Below are 15,738 nucleotides of genomic sequence, written 5' to 3'. Positions count from 1 at the left end.
CCCTTGGCCGAGCCGAAGGAACACGCCCTAGGCCAGGAGGACACGTGAGCACCCAGTCCGGCAAGAACAAGGGCCGTGCCGGCAAGGGTCCCGGCGACTCTGCGGGCGGTAAGCCGAAGAAGACCGTCGCCGCCTCGGCCGCCAAGCCGGGACGGGACGAGACCACCGTGGAGATCGACTCCGCCGAGGAGACCAAGGTCGATCTGCCCCGGGTCGAGCCGGACGGCGAGGGCGGCGAGAAGGACGGCGCCGCTGCCAAGGGCAAGGCCGGGACCAAGGCGGGGTCCGGGACCGGGAAGGACGGCGAGTCCGCGTCCCCCGAGATCGCCCCGGTCAAGGACCCCGCGGACGCGGACTGGGCCAAGCCCGCCGAGCCCGCCGACTCGGTCTCCGCCCGCCGGGTGGAGCCGGAGACGGCCAAGAAGCCCGCCACCGGCTCCTCGGCCGCCTCGGGGGCGGCCGCCGGGCCCGGCCCGGCCCGCCCGGCCCAGGCGCCGCAGCCGGGCGGCCCCCTGCCCGGCTCGGGCTCGGGCCCGACGTTCGCCGAGGCGCCCGCAGCGTCCCCGACGTCCCCGACCTCTCAGGCCTCCCCGACCTCCCCGACCTCCCCGGCCGGCTTCGCCAAGGCGATGCTCAAGAACCGCACGGCGGCCAGGACCCCGTCCGCCTCCGGCAAGGGCGCCAGGAAGGCCCAGCTCCAGCTGGCGCGGCTGGAGCCGTGGTCGGTGATGAAGTTCAGCTTCGTGATGTCGCTGGTGTGCTTCGTCGTCCTGCTCGTCGCGGTGATCGTCCTGTACGGCATCCTGTCCGGCCTGGGCGTCTTCTCGACGATCGGCGACACGGTCAACGACCTCACCCGCAACCCGGGTGAGACCTCCGGGGGCCTGGACGCCGGCAGCTGGTTCTCGTTCTTCCGCGTCTTCGGCTACACGATCCTGGTCGGCGCCCTGAACGTGCTGCTCATCACGGCCCTGTCGACCGTCGGATCGGTCATCTACAACCTCGCCGCCGACCTGGTCGGCGGTATCGAGGTCACCCTCAAGGAGGCCGACTGACCCCTGCCCGCCGCCCGGGCGCAATGGATTACCGATCGCCCTGCCAGATGGGGTAATCTCTCGTTGCGCCGCAAGGCGGCGGCAGAGCGGGCGTATAGCTCAGTCGGTTAGAGCGCATCCCTGATAAGGATGAGGCCCCAGGTTCAAGTCCTGGTACGCCCACCGTTCCAGAAGCCCCCACCGTACTCGGTGGGGGCTTTTCTGATCGCGGCCGTGACGGCACGCGGCTCCCCCGGTCGGGGGAGGGGGTCGGGCCGGCGGCCGGGCGATCCCGGCGAGGGCCGTGGTGATCCCCGCCTGGATCGCCGTCGCGGTGCACGCTGTGCTGTGGACGCCCTTCCTCACCTGGTGGGCGACGCCGCATCCGGACATGACCGGGACGGGGCGTCTCGTGGTCGGTCTCCTGTATCTGCCGCTGGTGGCCTGGGCTCCGCTGATGGCCGCCGCGACCGTCGCGTACCAGCGCCGCCGCGCCACCTGGGGAAAAGAAGCGGCGAAGGGTGTGGAGGAGAGTTATCCACAGGGTGTGGAAACCTGTTGATCGTGGCACATCGTCCCAGGTGAGAGTGTTGTGTGGGCGCCGTCCACAGAGACGGGGCAGGGGATGGACGGTGGACGACGCGAGTCCCGGCTGGGGACGGGCGTCGTCCACATGTGGATGACCGGGAGAGCGTCAGTGGTCGCCGTGGCGGCCGAGGGTCGTCACGGGGGTGGCGCCGGGGCGGGTCCACTGCGGTACGGGGCGGCTGGTCGGGCCCCAGGTGGCGTTGCCGTCCGCGTCCGAGCGCCAGTACCAGCATGGGACGTCGCCCTTGGGCCAGCCCTCGGGCTTGTCCTCCCACGCCTCGCCGCGGCCGTAGGGCGTCATGTCGAGCAGGCCCATGGAGCCGTTGGCCCGCTCCGTGCCGCGGCCCGTCGTGGAGTAGGTGAGGAACGTGCGGTCGCCGTCGCGCAGGTAGCAGGTGAGGTAGCCCATGGGGTCGCCGATCGGCGCGTCCGCGCCGCGCACCGAGTACCAGGGCTGGGTGTAGCCCATGAACTCGACGTAGGCGGCCACCTCCTCCCACCGGCCCGTGGTCAGGATCGCGAACGAGACGCCGCGGGCGTTGAGGTAGACGGCGTCCCGCAGGTGCCAGGCCGTCGTGGTGCAGCCCTCGCACTGCCCCTGGGGCGGCGCGCCGTCGTGCCACATGTGCCGGTAGGTGACGAGCTCGTCGCGGCCCTGGAAGAGGTCCAGGAACGGGACGGGGCCGTCGGGTCCGACGACCTCGGCCGTCCCGTCGAACTCCACCATCGGCAGTCGGCGGCGGGCCGCGGCGATGGCGTCGCCCTCGCGGGTGTGGGCCTTCTCGCGGACCAGCAGCTCGTCGCGGGCCGCCTGCCAGGTGGCCAGGTCGACGACGGGCGGGCGGCCGGTGGCCGGGGCGTCCGGCGTGTTCGTCATGGTGTCCTCCGTGGTGTCTCGGCATGCGGCGGTCATGAGGACGGACCAGCGGGGGCGCCGGAACTCATCGCGGCCGGAGACGGCCGCGGCCGCGCTCGTGGAGCGCGGCCGCGAAGAAGGGCTTGGGCGTGGGCGCCGGCTACTTCTTGTACGGGGCGAGCTTGTCGCGGAGCTCGGCCATGGTGTCGCGCAGGAGGCCGCTGAGGCGCTCGCGGCTGGGCGGGTCGGCGCCGAGGAGGTCGTCGATGTCGATGATCTGCTTCTTCGTCGCCGTCACGGAGTTGAGCTGGTGGTCCAGCTTGATGTCGCCCAGCCACGGGTTGCGGAAGAGGTTGGCCATGTCCGTGCGGAACATCGCCACCAGGTCGTCCGGGTCGGCGAGCTGGTTCTTGACCTCGCCCACGAACTTCAGCGTGGCCTTGCTGCCGATGACGGCCTGCTGCAGCGCGCTGTCACCGGTCTTGCGGTCGAGGATCACGGTCATGCTGTAGAGGACGTCGTCCTTGACGGGCTTGAACCGCACGTACTGCATGTCGGTTCCGGCGTGGAAGCCGATGGCGGGGCAGCCGAGGTGCGCCATGGCGAACACCATCTCGCCGATGAGGTTCTCGTCCTTGCTCTCGCGGGCCTCGGCGTTGTTCTTGAACTTGGAAAGCATCGACAGCATCGGAAGCTCCTTGGGGTGAGGTCAGCCGGTGGTGGCGGCGAGGCGGCCGTGCAGGTACTTGGCGAGCGCCTGCCGGACCGCCGCCAGATGCTGCTGCAGCACGGGGTAGCGGACGGTGTAGTGGTCGGCGAAGTACGGTTCGAGGTCGAGCAGCAGCTCGACCTGCACGTACACGTAGCTGGTGGTGAGGTCGGCGTCCACGGTGATGACGCCGGGTTCGCCGACGTCCAGGAAGCCGCTCTTGACCTCCGACTTGAGCGCCTGCCAGACCGTGCGGGTGTCCTCCACGTACTCGCCGTACGCCATCTGGACGGCCGAGTAGTGGCCGAGCGTCTTGGCGGCGGTGACGTTCCCCGTCGCGTGCGTGAGCCGGAACATCAGCCGGTGCCGGTCGCGCGGGTTCTGGAACCGCAGATGGTGGTGGTTGCCGTCGGAGTTGAGGTCGATGAGGGAGTTGCCCTCCGCGACCATCGCGGTCACCACCGCGCCGACCAGCAGATCGTCGATCTCCCGGGTCGTCCGCTGCTCGTCGTACCGCTGCCAGCTGCGCTTCACCAGCTGCCCGAAGACCTGATCGAGCTCTTCGCTCACCGCTGTCCTCCGTCCTGGGGTGTACGAGGAGCGCGACGATGCGACCGCTCCCCCGTATCGCCGCACCTTAGTGCCGAACCGGTCGATCGGGAGGAAACAGCGGGTGACCACTTTCAGGGGTGGTTGTCAGGGCGGAGCGCTAGATTTCTGGGCATGGCTCGTGGATCCGCGCTCGATGAGTTGCCGCAGGGACTGCCTCCCGGCCGCCTGGTCGCCCCCGATCCGGACTACTTCGACGATCCGACGTGGTCGCGGGACGTGCTGTGGGTCTCGGACGGGAGCGTTCCGGACGCGGCCGCCCGCTGGCTCCGGCTGTACGAGGCGCGGGCGGAGACCGGGCTCCATCCCCTCCTTCTCGACACGCTCGACGGGGAGCCGGAGCGGCCGTGGCGCGCCGGCGAGCTCAGCCCGGCGCCGGTGGGCACGATCGACGTGCTGAGCGCGGACGGTGTGCTGCGGCGCTTCTGGGACGACGTGGCGCTGCCCGAGGACGGGGACTGGCCCGGGCTGGCGGAGGCGGGCGAGAGCGCGCGGGACGCCGACGACGCCGCGCGGTCCCTCGCGGAGTCGCTGGCGGGGGACCGGGACTGGTCGCTCGGGCTGGTGCCGGCCGGGCGGGGCGCGGACGCCCTGGCCCTGGCGGGCTGGGACGGGCCGTGCAACCACACCAACCACACGCAGGAGATCTCGGCCGTGCTGCGGTCGTGGGAGGACCGGTTCGGGGCGCGGGTCGTCGCGGTCGGGTTCGCGACGCTGATGGTCTCGGTGGCGGCGCCGCCGGTCACGGCCGAGCACGCGGTGCGGGTCGCCGCCGAGCATTTCGCGTTCTGCCCCGACAACTGGGTGGATCACTCGACGCTGGAGGACTACGCCGAGACGATCCTCAAGGCCGATCACTGGTCGTTCTGGTGGGACTGACCCTCGTCCACAGTCTGTGGACGAGGGCGGGGTGGGGATAGCCCCACCCGGATTGTGGAGCCTGCCCCGCTGATCCGAGTCCGGCCAGGCGGTGGAATCGGTTGCATGAGCCCTTCTCCGCCGCGCTTCGTTCAGATCACGATCGGCACCGTGGTGGCCGCCGTGCTGGTCGCCGGGATGGTGCGGACGTCCCCCGCGCGTTCCACGGTCTCCGCGGCGTGGCGGGACGCCTCGACGACGGCCTCGTGGGCGGGCGCGTGGGGCGCGGCCGTGCAGCCTCCCGTGGACGGCTGGTCGAAGAAGGGCTTCGAGAACCAGACCGTACGGCAGGTCGTCCGGCTCAGCACGGGCGGTTCGCAGGTGCGGATCCGCCTCTCCAACCTGTACGGCACCAGGCCGCTGCGCGTGGACGGGGCGACGCTCGGGCGTTCTGCGGGCGGCGGGATGGTGTGGCCGAGGACGCTCACGCCGCTGGCGTTCGACGGCAGGGCGGGCGTCGTCATCCCGGCGGGGCGGGACGCGGTCAGCGATCCGGTCGCGTTCTCGACGTCGGCCCTGGAGCGCCTGTCGGTCTCGCTGAAGTTCAGCGGACGTACGGGGCAGGCCACGTTCCACCGGCACGCCATGAGCTCCTCGTACCGCGCGCAGGGGGACCACCTGCTCGACCAGGGGAGCGGCGCGTTCACGCAGTCGAGCCCGTCCTGGTACTACCTGAGCGGTGTGGAGGTGTCGGGCGCCGCGGTGCCGCGCGACCGGAACACCGTCGTCGCGTTCGGCGGCGCGCTGGTGGACGGGGTCGGCTCGACCGCGGGTGCGGACCGGCGCTTCCCCGATCTGCTGGCGGAGCGGCTCGTCGCCGCGCACCGGCCGCTGGCCGTGACGAACGCGGGGATCGCCGCCGGCAGGCTGCTGAGCGATTCCGGCTGCGGCGGCGAGGAGGGGCTGACGCGGTTCCGCCGGGACGTGCTGGAGCGGCCCGGCGTGCGGTCGGTCATCGTCTCGCTGGGCGCGCACGACATCGCCGCTCCGGAGGGCGGCGACCCGTGCGTCCGGCCGGGTCCGCGGGTGACGGCGGAGCAGGTCATCGCGGGGCACCGCACGCTGATCCGGGCCGCGCACGCGCGCGGGATCAAGGCGGTCGGGATGACGATCCCGCCGATGAGGGGGGCGCCGGTCCCGTACCTGGGCCCGGGCGGCGAGAAGGTCCGCCAGGCGGTGAACGCGTGGATCCGGACGGGCGGCGCGTACGACTCGGTCGCGGACGCCGACCGGGCGATGGCGGACCGCGCCGACGCGCGGCTGCCGCGCTCCGGCTACGTCCACCTGGACGGCGTGCACCCGAACGACGCGGGCCATCTGGCCATCGCCGGAACGGTCGATCTCGACGCCCTGTGAGAAGGCTAATCAAGTTTGACTAGCGGCCCGGAGCGGCTTACGCTCCGGGCATGGCTGAGCGAACCGTCCCGATATTTCCGTGCCGCTCGATCGACCGGACCTGGGAGTTCTACGAGGCACTCGGCTTCGAGCTGCTCCTCCGGCAGACCCGCCCCAACCACTTCATCCAGGTGGGCCGGGAAGACCTGGAGCTCCAGTTCTTCGGCTGGAAGCGGCACGATCCCGCCGCCTCCATGTACATGTGCTACGTGACGACGGACGCCGTCGACGCGCTGTACGAGGCGTTCCGGGGCGGGCTGAAGGCGGCGTTCGGCCGCGTGCCGGCCCGCGGGTTCCCCCGCCTGGGGCCGCTGAAGGACATGTCGTACGGCGTGCGGCAGTTCCTCATGACGGACCCCGACGGCATACAGCTCCGGGTGGGGCAGCCCATAGCCGAGAGCTTCGAGCACATCGAACGTCCCAAGGAGAAGTTCGCGCGCGCCATGCACGACGCCGCTCTCCTTGGCGACTCCAGAGAGGACGCGGAGGCGGCCGCCAGGGTGCTCGACCGGCTGCTAGCTGCGGAGGACGTGGCGAAGACGCCGCCACAGCTCGTGCAGGTCCTTGTCATGCGCGCCGACATGGCCGTCCGTATGGGGGACTGGGCCCGTGCCAAGGAACTGGTGGCGCAAGTACGTTCCACGACCCTCGCGGAAGAGGAGCGGGGCGCCGTACAGGACGAACTCGACCGGCTGGTGGATCTGGAGAGCGCCATCACCGCCTCCTGAGAACTCCCGAGGGTCCCGAGGTCTCCTGCGTCACAGGACGGCGGGGCCGAAGGCGGCCTTCAGCTCGCTCGTCAGGGCGGTGCCGGGGGTGACGCGGTAGCGGTCGTCGATGCGCATCAGGACGGTCCTCTCAGGAGATGTGAGCCTGATGCGCACCTCGGTCGCGCCCGGATGGGCCAGCAGGATCTCCTTCAGGCGCGCGACCAGGGGCGGCGTGACGGCCGCGTCCGGGAACGCGAGCGTGAGGGGCCCGGTGGCGGCCGACAGGTCGGGGACGTCCAACTCGGTCACCATCAGGCGCGGGACGTCCTCGCGCTTGTCCAGGCGCCCCTTGAGCAGGACGATCCGGTCCTCGGCGAGCCGCGGGCCGGCCAGCAGGTAGGCCGCCGGGAAGAACAGGCACTCGATGGTGCCGCCGAGGTCCTCCAGGGTGGCGATGGCCCATGGCTTGCCCGCCTTCGTCATCTTCCGCCGCAGTCCGGAGATGATTCCGCCGACGGTGACGACCGTGCCGTCCGCGAGCCGGTCGTCTCCCGCCAGCGCGGCGACCGTGTGGTCGGTACGGGCGCGCAGCGCGCCCTCCAGGCCCATCAGCGGGTGGTCGGACACGTACAGGCCGAGCATCTCCCGTTCCTGCGCCAGCCGGTACGGCTTGTCCCACTCCTCTGTGGAGAACTCCAGGCCGAGGCTGAACGCAGGATCGGTGTCGGCGCCCCCAAGGCCGAAAAGGTCGTCCTGGCCGTACGCGCTGTTCCGCTTGACCCCGATGACGGCGTCGACGGCCTGCTCGTGCTGCTCGGCCAGTCCCTTGCGGGTGTGGCCCAGGGAGTCGTACGCGCCGGCCTTGATGAGCGACTCGATGGTGCGCTTGTTGCAGACGACCGCGTCGACCTTGTCGAGGAAGTCGGGGAACGACGTGAACCTGCCCTTGCCCTCGCGGGCGGCCGCGATCGAGTCGACGACGTTCGCGCCGACGTTGCGCACGGCGGCGAGGCCGAACCGGATCCGGTCGTCCTCCAGGGGCGTGAAGTCGGCGTCGGAGTCGTTCACGTCGGGCGGCAGGACCCGGATCCCCATGCGGCGGCACTCGCCCAGGTAGAGCGCCATCTTGCCCTTGTCGTCCTGGACGCTGGTGAGGACGGCCGCCATGTACTCGGCCGGATGGTTGGCCTTCAGGTAGGCCGTCCAGTACGAGACGAGCGCGTAGGTCGCCGCGTGCGCCTTGTTGTATGCGTATCCGGCGAACGGGACGAGCACGTCCCAGACCGCCTGGATCGCCTCGTCCGAGTAGCCGCGCTCGCGGCACCCCTTCTGGAATGGGACGAACTCCCTGTCGAGGATCTCCTTCTTCTTCTTGCCCATGGCGCGGCGCAGCAGGTCCGCTTGCCCGAGGCTGTAACCGGCGAGCGTCTGCGCGGCGAACTGGACCTGTTCCTGGTAGACGACCAGTCCGTACGTCTCGTCCAGGATGTCGCGCAGCGGCTCCTCCAGTTCGGGATGGATCGGCGTTATCTCCTGGCGGCCGTTCTTGCGGAGCGCGTAGTTGGTGTGGGAGTTCATCCCCATCGGGCCGGGCCGGTAGAGCGCGGTGACCGCCGTGATGTCGGCGAAGGCGTCCGGCTTCATCAGGCGCAGCAGCGAACGCATGGCGGCGCCGTCGAACTGGAACACGCCCAGCGTGTCGCCCCGGGCGAACAGCTCGTACGTGCGCGCGTCGTCGAGCGGCAGGTCGAGCAGCGTCAGGTCGATCCCGCGGTGCCGCCGGACGGACCGCACCGCGTCGTCCATGATCGTGAGGTTGCGCAGGCCGAGGAAGTCCATCTTCAGCAGCCCCAGCGTCTCGCACGTCGGGTAGTCGAACTGGGTGATCACCGTGCCGTCCTGCGGCCGCATGAAGACCGGCACATGCTCCACCAGCGGCTCCGCCGACATGATCACCCCGGCCGCGTGCACCCCGGTCTGCCGGATCAGCCCCTCCAGGCCGCGGGCGGTGTCGATCACCTCGCGGACGGCGGCGTCCCCCTCGTACAGCGCCCTGACCTCGGCGGCCTCCGCGTGCCGCGGGTGCCCGGGGTCGGAGATGCCGGACAGCGGGATGCCCTTGCCGCCCACGTCGGCGGGCATCGCCTTGGTGATCCGGTCGCCGAGCGCGTACGGATGGCCGAGCACGCGGCAGGCGTCCTTGACGGCGGCCTTGGCCTTGATGACGCCGAACGTCACGATCTGCGCGACCTTGTCCGCGCCCCACTTCTCGGTGACGTACCGGATGACCTCGCCGCGGCGCCGTTCGTCGAAGTCCACGTCGATGTCCGGCATCGAGACGCGCTCGGGGTTGAGGAACCGCTCGAAGATCAGGCCGTGCGGGAGCGGATCGAGGTCGGTGATCCCCAGCGCGTACGCCACCAGCGAGCCGGCCGCCGAGCCGCGCCCCGGGCCGACCGCGATGCCGTTCTCCTTCGCCCACATGATGAAGTCGGCGACGACGAGGAAGTAGGACGGGAAGCCCATCGCGGCGATGATGCCGAGCTCGTACTCGGCGCGCTCGCGGTAGTCGTCCCCGTAGCCGTGCGGGAAACGCCTCTCGAGCCCGCGCCGCACCTCGTCCCGCAGGCGGCTCTCCTGCGTCTCCCCCTCCGGGACGGGGAAGCGCGGCATCAGGTCCCTCTTGTCGAACATGCCGGCCGTGTCCACGCGTTCGGCGATGAGCGCGGTGTTGCGGCAGCCCGACTGCCACGCCTCGGACGGGTCGATCGCGTACATCTGCGCGGGCGACTTGATGAAGTACCCGGAGCCCTCGAACGAGAACACCGGGTCGGCCAGCTGCGAACCGGTCTGCACGCACAGCAGCGCCGTATGGGCCGTGGACTCGCGCTCGTACGTGTAGTGCGAATCGTTCGTGACCACGAACGGCGCCCCTAGGCGCGCGGCCACCCGTTCCAGGCCGGGACGGGCCCGCCGGTCGATGTCGATGCCGTGGTCCATCAGCTCGACGTAGAAGCCGTCCTTTCCGAAGATGTCCTGGAACTCCCCTGCGGCGCGGGTCGCCTCGTCCTCCTGGCCGAGCCGTATGCGCGTGGACACCTCGCCCGATGGGCAGCCGGTCGTGGCGATGAGCCCGTCCGCGTACTGCGCGAGCAGCTCGCGGTCCATGCGCGGCTTGCGGAAGTACCCCTCCAGCGCCGCGCGCGACTGCAACCGGAACAGGTTGTGGAGACCGGTCGCGTTGTAGGCCCAGATAGTCATGTGCGTGTACGCGCCTGCGCCCGAGACGTCGTCCCTTTTCTGCGCGGGGGTGCCCCACCGTACGGGCTCCTGTACGCGGCGGTGCGCGGGCGCCAGGTACGCCTCGATCCCCAGGACCGGCGTGATGCCCGCCGCCGTCGCCTGCGTGTAGAAGTCGTACAGCCCGTGCAGGTTGCCGTGGTCGGTCATCGCCAGCGACGACATCCCGAGATCGCCGGCCGCCTGGAACAGGTCGTGCAGGCGGGCGGCGCCGTCCAGCATCGAGTACTCGGTGTGGACGTGCAGGTGCGCGAAGTCCTGGGAAGCCAACGGTGCGTACCTCCGCCCCTTACTCCGTACCCGCGCCGTCGGGATCCGCGGCGCCCTCGGCGGCGCCGGTAGTGCCTTCCAGTTCGCGCACCATCGCCCGCAGGCCGAGCAGCACGTCGTCCGCGGACGGCGCGTTCTCCGGATCGACCAGCCACTGCATGGAGAGCCCGGCGGTGAGCGCCATGTGCACCGAACGGGCGGCGCGGGCCTCGCGCTCGTCGCCGCCCGCGTGCAGGTCGGACACCTCCCCGGAGCGGAACCGCTCGTACGCGCCGGCGATCTGCGTCCGTACGGCCGGGAGCCGCTCGGCCTGCGCCAGCGCCTCGGTGGTCGCGACGATCATCGCCCGTTCGGTGGTGAACGACCGGATCACCTCCTCCCACATCGCGCGCAGCCGCTCCGCCGGAGCCTCGCCCGCGGCCGCCGCGCCGGAGGGGACGACCTTGCCGCCCCAGGCGTCCACGGTCTCCATCAGGGCGGCGGTGAGGAGCTCCTCCTTGGAGCCGTAGTGGTAGTTGACGGCCGCGATGTTGGCGTTCGCGGCGGCGGCGAGGTCGCGCGAGGTCGTCCGCGCGTAGCCGCGCTCCTCCAGGCAGCGCTTGGCCGCGGTCATGAGCCGTTCGCGTTGTCCCATGGCGAGAGACCCTAGCGGATTTCAAGCGCACGTTTGAAACGCTTGTTTGAATCGGGCAGAAGCCCCTGAACAGGGCATCACGGTGTGTCGGCTGGAGCGCGCCCGCGGGCGCCGCGAAGGTGTTGTGCACAGGCGGGTGCTGTTGACGCCACTGGGGAAAACCGGTGGGCAACGGATATCCACCGGAAGGCCCCCGCTGTGGACGTACTCCGCCCACAGGCTGTGAACGGGGTGTGGGTGCCCGTCCGTCCGGAGCCCCTTCCTGGCTGGTCAGAAGGTTGTCCACGACGTGGACAACGGATGCGTCCCCATGGGGAGGACCGGTGGACGAACGAGCGGGCCCGCGACCCACACCTTGTGCACAGAAGTTATCCACAGGGTGTGGATTCCATAGTGTGGACAAGTGGACGATCTTGAACGGGCGGTCCGGCCGCCGGATGCCCGAAAGGCCGGTTCTCCTGGGGATATCCGTGTGGATACACCGCTCCGCAGGCCCCGCGCGCAGGGGGCGCGGGATGTGCATGGGGCCGCCCCCAGCCTGTGGATTACGGGGTCGCGGCCGGACTGTGGACATGGCCGCCGCCGCTGCGCCTTAATGGCGGCATGAGGTCCATGAGGTCAAGGCGCGCGCCACGCCCGCCCCGCCGAATTGCGCGCGCGGACGAACCGCCGGCCCTACCGTGAGAGCCGGGCCCGCCGCACTTTCATGGCCTCCCACCTGCGAACACCAGTTCGAATCGGTGCTAGGCTCGCGAAACCATGGGGCACCTTCTCAACGAGCCGATCCGGGCCGAGCACGACCCGGCGGGGCGGCTCACCGCGTACGAGTGGCGGGGGTCGCGCTACGCCGTGGACGCGATCCTGAAGACCTACGGGACGTCCCGCGAGGCGCGGGTCTACCGGGTCCGGATCAACGGCGACGACGGAGTCGCGATCGCGGAGCTGAGCCGTGACGCCGACCACTGGCGCATCCGCCACCTCTTCTCCGCCTGAGCCCGCCGGCCGGCCTCCCGAGCGGCCCGACCGGCCCGACCGGGCCGTGTGGACGCGGGTCGACGGGATCGGGGACGCGCCGCTGGACCTGATGGCCGCCCGGATCGGCAGCATGCACTACGCGCCGCACGCGCACGAGGAGTTCGCGATCGGCGTGTGCACCGCCGGCGCCGAGGTGATCGACTACCGGGGCGAGCGCCACCGGGTGGGCCCCGGCGGCGTGGTGATGCTGGAGCCCGGCGAGCCGCACACCGGCGGGCCGGCGGACGAGACCGGCTTCTCGTACCGCGTGCTCTACCCGCCGCCCGGCCTGTTCGAGGGCGCGGCGCTCCCGCACTTCCGCGAGCCGATCGTCGCCGACGCGCGGCTGGCCCGCGACCTGTGGACGGCCCACCGCGCCCTCAGCGCCGCCCCCGGGACCGTGGAGCCGCTCGAAGGCGAGTCGATGCTCCTCGGCGTCCTCGGGGGCCTCGTGCGGCGCCACGCCGAACGCCCCCTCCTCACCGGCCCGCGGGACGGCGCCGCCGGCGACACCGCGGCGGCCCGGATCGCCCGTACGGTCACCGAGCGGCTCGCCGACGAGCTGACCGCCCCACCCACGCTCGCCGAGATGGCCGCCGACCTGGGCCTGTCGCGCTACCGGCTGCTGCGCGGGTTCCGCCAGGTGATGGGGATGCCGCCGTACGCCTGGCTCGCCCAGCACCGCGTCGCCCGCGCCCGCCCCCTCCTGGAGGCGGGCCACCGCCCGGCCGAGGTGGCGGCGATGGTCGGGTTCGCCGACCAGGCCCACCTCAACCGCTGGTTCCGCCGCGTCCTGGGGATCACGCCCGGCGCGTACCGCAACAGCGTTCAAGACAGCGTCCGCCTGCCGCGCCGACACTGAACGGGCACGGGGCCGGTCTCGCCCCGAGCCTGCGATACGGACTGCGATAACTGCGGAGGTGGGTGTGAGTCGTCGCGGGTGGGTGCTGTTCGCGCTGATGAGCGTGCTGTGGGGGATCCCCTACCTGATGATCAAGGTGGCGGTGGAGGGCGGCGTCTCGGTGCCCGTTCTCGTGTTCGCGCGGACGGCGCTCGGCGCGCTCGTCCTGCTGCCGCTGGCGATCTGGGGCTCCTCCGGCGGCGGGCTCGGCACGCTGCGCCGGCACTGGAAACCGATCGTCGCGTTCGCCGCGCTGGAGATCCTCGGACCGTGGGCGCTGCTGTCGGACGCCGAGCGGCACCTGTCCAGCTCGATGACCGGGCTGCTGATCGCGGCGGTGCCGATCGCCGGCGTGGTCATCGGCCGGCTGGCCGGCGACGCCGAACGGCTCGGGCCGCTGCGCTGGCTCGGCCTGCTGACCGGGCTGGCCGGGGTCGCGGTGCTGGCGGCGCCGCACCTGACCGGGGACGGTAGCGCCTGGGCGATCGGCGAGATGGCGCTGGTCGTGCTCGGCTACTCGATCGCCCCGATGATCGCCGCACGGCGGCTGGGGGACGTCCCGGGCGTCCAGATGACCACGGCCTGCCTGCTGCTCGCCGCGCTCGTGTACGCCGCCCCCGCGGCCGCCACGTGGCCCGCCGAGATGCCGGACGGGACGGTGCTGGCGGCGCTCGCCGGGCTCGGCGTGGTCTGCACGGCGCTGGCGTTCCTGGTCTTCTTCGCGCTGATCCGCGAGGCCGGCACGTCCCGGGCCATGGTGTTCACGTACGTGAACCCGGCCGTGGCCGTCACCGCCGGGGTCCTCTTCCTGGACGAGCCGCTCAGCGGCACGATCCTGGCGGCGTTCGCGCTGATCCTCGGCGGCTCGGTGCTGGCGACGGTACGCGCCCGCACCGACAAGGAGGACCCCGCGCCGGGACCGGACGCGGCTGCGGACGCCCCGGTCAGCGCAGAGTCACGGTGAACCGCCGCGGCTTCCCGGCGTTCCCGGCCGGGTCGATCGCCCGGTACTCGATCGTGTGCCGGCCCTTGCCGATCCCGCCGTACGAGAGGTGGTCGATCACCGTCCCGTCCGCCGTGAACCGGAACGGCGCGGTGGAGTCGGTCGGCCAGCCGAAGTAGTGGTACCAGCCGTCCCCGTCCACGCGGAACTCCCCGACCACGGTGCCGGGGCGGTCGTCGGACGGGGACAGCCGCATCGTGAACGGGCCGTCGAAGACGTACTCGGGCGGGCGCCCGGGCCGCCGGTGCGTCGCCGCGGCCTCGGACAGCTCGTACGCGACCTCCGGCGGCGTCGCGTCGACCGTCCACGCGCGCTCCGCGTTCCCGACCCGGGCGGTCAGGCGGTGCGTGCCGGGGGAGAGCCGGAGCCGGCCGAGGTCGATGGACCGCTCGCCGCCCCGCACCCGGCGGCCGTCGATCTCCCACCGGATCCTCGGGATCTCCCGTACGGGATGGGTCGTGTCGGCGTGGACGACGTCGTTCGCGCCCACGGCGCGGTCGGTCGGGGTCGTCCCGGTGAAGCCGGCGGGCACCTCGGCGGGCGGCGTCGCGATCCGCGTGTCGACCGCCCAGGTGCGGGTCTGCGTCAGCGCGGCGGACGCCCGGATCGCCGGATCGCGGACGAACTCGGTCGGATCGGTCACCGTGGCCGTGACGGTGTGCGTGCCGGGCTTCAGGCGCAGCCGCGCGAGATCGAGGTTGCGGGTCCCGCGCCGCACCGTCTTCCCGTCGACCGTCCAGGACACCTCCAGCTCGTGCGCGTTCGGCTGCGGGGTCTCCACCCACAGGACGCGGTCGTCGCCGACCGGCGCGCCGTTGGGCGTGGCGTCCTGGACGAGGTTCACCTTGCCGGAGATCCGCTGCGTCATGCGTTCGCGCGCGGGCTGGTCGAAGTAGTACCCGAGCGTCTTCATCATCGAGTGCCTGCTGGGCCGCCAGACGCCCTTGGTGTTGTAGAGGCCGCCCTCGTAGCGCCCGATCGTGCCGCCGGACTCGCTCGGCTCCCCCAGCCAGCGCCGCCACTTCAGCCTCCGGTCCCGCATCTCCCGCTCGGTCAGCAGCGTGTGGTGGATGGAGGCGGGCTCGGGACCGGTGTACGTGCCGCCCGGGACGCCGCGCTGGTAGTAGTCGTACTCGTCGTCCAGGCCGCCGAGCGAGTGACCCAGCTCGTGCGGCGTGATGAGGGCCGACAGCGCGTTGCCGCCGGAAGCGGTCGCGTACGTTCCGCCCGCGCCGCCGTAGGTGTCGCTGTTGGCGAGCGCGAGGATCTGCCTGTTGGCGGCGGTCGTGCCGGTCACCCTGTCGGCGTACGACTTGGCGGCACCGGAGTCCATCGTGAGCAGCCGCTGCGGTCCCGCCTCCTTGCAGCCGCCCCAGAACGCCATCTTCAGCGGCGTCGAGGGGCGCGGAGAGGACAGATCGGGGTCGCAGCCGACCCCCGACTCCGCCGAGTCGATCTCGACCGCGTAGACGTTGACGTAGTTGCGGTACGACTTGAACGGCTCGATCGTCCACAGCGCGTTCAGGTGCCGGTCCACATGCGCGCGGAACCGCGCCTGGTCGCCGGGCGTGTAGCCGTCCCCCATGATCACGAGGTTGAAGCGCCGCGCCGGATCCCCGGTGACCTGGACCGGCACGACCCGCGCCGGCGCGGTCTCGGCCGCGGCGGCCGGGACGGACACCAGCGCCAGCGGCAGCGCGATCGCGGTGACGGCGGCGGCGGCCGGGGCCTTCCCCATGCGCGGACCTCCCTGCGAAGGGCGCGCGGTGAGGCGGCGCGCCGGTTCGGCCCGCTGAT

Annotated in this window: 14 protein-coding genes and 1 tRNA gene; 9 read left to right on the top strand and 6 right to left on the bottom strand. The window is 71.7% G+C overall.

What is annotated here, in order from left to right; all coding sequences use genetic code 11:
- Positions 1 to 44: 44 nt before the first annotated feature.
- From AB0881_RS20055 to AB0881_RS20045, 3 genes are all read left to right on the top strand, one after another.
- Complete coding sequence (locus AB0881_RS20055; protein WP_366618590.1) at positions 45 to 1,055, top strand: DUF3566 domain-containing protein; 1,011 nt, start codon at positions 45 to 47, stop codon at positions 1,053 to 1,055.
- A gap of 88 nt (positions 1,056 to 1,143) precedes the next feature.
- Positions 1,144 to 1,217: transfer RNA gene (locus AB0881_RS20050), tRNA-Ile, on the top strand.
- 121 nt (positions 1,218 to 1,338) lie between these two features.
- Positions 1,339 to 1,596, top strand: coding sequence for a hypothetical protein (locus AB0881_RS20045; RefSeq protein ID WP_366618588.1), 258 nt, complete (start codon positions 1,339 to 1,341; stop codon positions 1,594 to 1,596).
- A 132-nt stretch (positions 1,597 to 1,728) separates the two neighbouring features.
- Here AB0881_RS20045 and AB0881_RS20040 read toward each other — a convergent pair whose 3' ends face one another.
- The 3 genes from AB0881_RS20040 to AB0881_RS20030 form a co-directional block, all read right to left on the bottom strand.
- A complete protein-coding gene (locus AB0881_RS20040) occupies positions 1,729 to 2,499 on the bottom strand; it encodes a DUF899 family protein (protein WP_366618586.1) in 771 nt (256 codons plus the stop codon).
- Between the two features lie 139 nt (positions 2,500 to 2,638).
- Complete coding sequence (locus AB0881_RS20035) at positions 2,639 to 3,166, bottom strand: hypothetical protein (protein WP_366618584.1); 528 nt, start codon at positions 3,164 to 3,166, stop codon at positions 2,639 to 2,641.
- 21 nt (positions 3,167 to 3,187) lie between these two features.
- Positions 3,188 to 3,757 (bottom strand): hypothetical protein, encoded by a 570-nt coding sequence (locus tag AB0881_RS20030; protein ID WP_366618582.1) that lies wholly within the window; start codon positions 3,755 to 3,757, stop codon positions 3,188 to 3,190.
- Positions 3,758 to 3,910: 153 nt separating this feature from the next.
- Between AB0881_RS20030 and AB0881_RS20025 the strand changes: the two genes are divergently transcribed.
- From AB0881_RS20025 to AB0881_RS20015, 3 genes are all read left to right on the top strand, one after another.
- Entirely contained in the window at positions 3,911 to 4,675 is a 765-nt protein-coding gene (locus tag AB0881_RS20025) for a DUF4253 domain-containing protein (RefSeq protein ID WP_366618580.1), read from the top strand.
- 105 nt (positions 4,676 to 4,780) lie between these two features.
- Positions 4,781 to 6,070, top strand: coding sequence for an SGNH/GDSL hydrolase family protein (locus AB0881_RS20020; protein WP_366618578.1), 1,290 nt, complete (start codon positions 4,781 to 4,783; stop codon positions 6,068 to 6,070).
- Positions 6,071 to 6,120: 50 nt separating this feature from the next.
- Positions 6,121 to 6,837 (top strand): VOC family protein, encoded by a 717-nt coding sequence (locus tag AB0881_RS20015; RefSeq protein ID WP_366618576.1) that lies wholly within the window; start codon positions 6,121 to 6,123, stop codon positions 6,835 to 6,837.
- 30 nt (positions 6,838 to 6,867) lie between these two features.
- Here the strand turns inward: AB0881_RS20015 and dnaE are convergent, their stop codons facing one another.
- Both dnaE and AB0881_RS20005 read right to left on the bottom strand, forming a co-directional pair.
- Positions 6,868 to 10,389, bottom strand: coding sequence for a DNA polymerase III subunit alpha (gene dnaE / locus AB0881_RS20010; RefSeq protein ID WP_366618574.1), 3,522 nt, complete (start codon positions 10,387 to 10,389; stop codon positions 6,868 to 6,870).
- Positions 10,390 to 10,408: 19 nt separating this feature from the next.
- Positions 10,409 to 11,023, bottom strand: a complete 615-nt coding sequence (locus AB0881_RS20005) for a TetR family transcriptional regulator (protein ID WP_366618572.1) — start codon at positions 11,021 to 11,023, stop codon at positions 10,409 to 10,411.
- 759 nt (positions 11,024 to 11,782) lie between these two features.
- Here AB0881_RS20005 and AB0881_RS20000 point away from each other — a divergent pair.
- From AB0881_RS20000 to AB0881_RS19990, 3 genes are all read left to right on the top strand, one after another.
- The gene (locus tag AB0881_RS20000) at positions 11,783 to 12,016 is read left to right on the top strand and encodes a hypothetical protein (protein ID WP_366618570.1); all 234 of its coding nucleotides are present in this window, start codon (positions 11,783 to 11,785) and stop codon (positions 12,014 to 12,016) included.
- A complete protein-coding gene (locus tag AB0881_RS19995) occupies positions 11,973 to 12,899 on the top strand; it encodes an AraC family transcriptional regulator (protein WP_366618569.1) in 927 nt (308 codons plus the stop codon). Before AB0881_RS20000 ends, AB0881_RS19995 begins: the two co-directional genes overlap by 44 nt.
- A 64-nt stretch (positions 12,900 to 12,963) precedes the next feature.
- Complete coding sequence (locus AB0881_RS19990) at positions 12,964 to 13,902, top strand: DMT family transporter (protein WP_366618567.1); 939 nt, start codon at positions 12,964 to 12,966, stop codon at positions 13,900 to 13,902.
- Here AB0881_RS19990 and AB0881_RS19985 read toward each other — a convergent pair.
- Entirely contained in the window at positions 13,883 to 15,679 is a 1,797-nt protein-coding gene (locus AB0881_RS19985; protein WP_366618565.1) for a M64 family metallopeptidase, read from the bottom strand. The two genes, AB0881_RS19990 and AB0881_RS19985, sit on opposite strands and share 20 nt — an antisense overlap.
- Between the last annotated feature and the right edge of the window lie 59 nt (positions 15,680 to 15,738).

Origin of the sequence: Spirillospora sp. NPDC029432, assembly GCF_040703975.1 — a bacterium.
In the GTDB taxonomy this organism is placed as follows: domain Bacteria; phylum Actinomycetota; class Actinomycetes; order Streptosporangiales; family Streptosporangiaceae; genus Spirillospora.
Note: the sequence above shows the minus strand (reverse complement) of the source record. Positions and strands in the feature narration are given on the sequence as shown.

Excerpts from the sequence above, each read along its gene's own strand:
- AB0881_RS20040 (WP_366618586.1), bottom strand. The coding sequence starts at position 2,499 with ATGACGAACACGCCGGACGCCCCGGCCACCGGCCGCCCGCCCGTCGTC.
- AB0881_RS20035 (WP_366618584.1), bottom strand. The coding sequence starts at position 3,166 with ATGCTGTCGATGCTTTCCAAGTTCAAGAACAACGCCGAGGCCCGCGAG.
- AB0881_RS20025 (WP_366618580.1), top strand. The coding sequence starts at position 3,911 with ATGGCTCGTGGATCCGCGCTCGATGAGTTGCCGCAGGGACTGCCTCCC.
- AB0881_RS20020 (WP_366618578.1), top strand. The coding sequence starts at position 4,781 with ATGAGCCCTTCTCCGCCGCGCTTCGTTCAGATCACGATCGGCACCGTG.
- AB0881_RS20015 (WP_366618576.1), top strand. The coding sequence starts at position 6,121 with ATGGCTGAGCGAACCGTCCCGATATTTCCGTGCCGCTCGATCGACCGG.
- AB0881_RS20005 (WP_366618572.1), bottom strand. The coding sequence starts at position 11,023 with ATGGGACAACGCGAACGGCTCATGACCGCGGCCAAGCGCTGCCTGGAG.
- AB0881_RS20000 (WP_366618570.1), top strand. The coding sequence starts at position 11,783 with ATGGGGCACCTTCTCAACGAGCCGATCCGGGCCGAGCACGACCCGGCG.
- AB0881_RS19985 (WP_366618565.1), bottom strand. The coding sequence starts at position 15,679 with ATGGGGAAGGCCCCGGCCGCCGCCGCCGTCACCGCGATCGCGCTGCCG.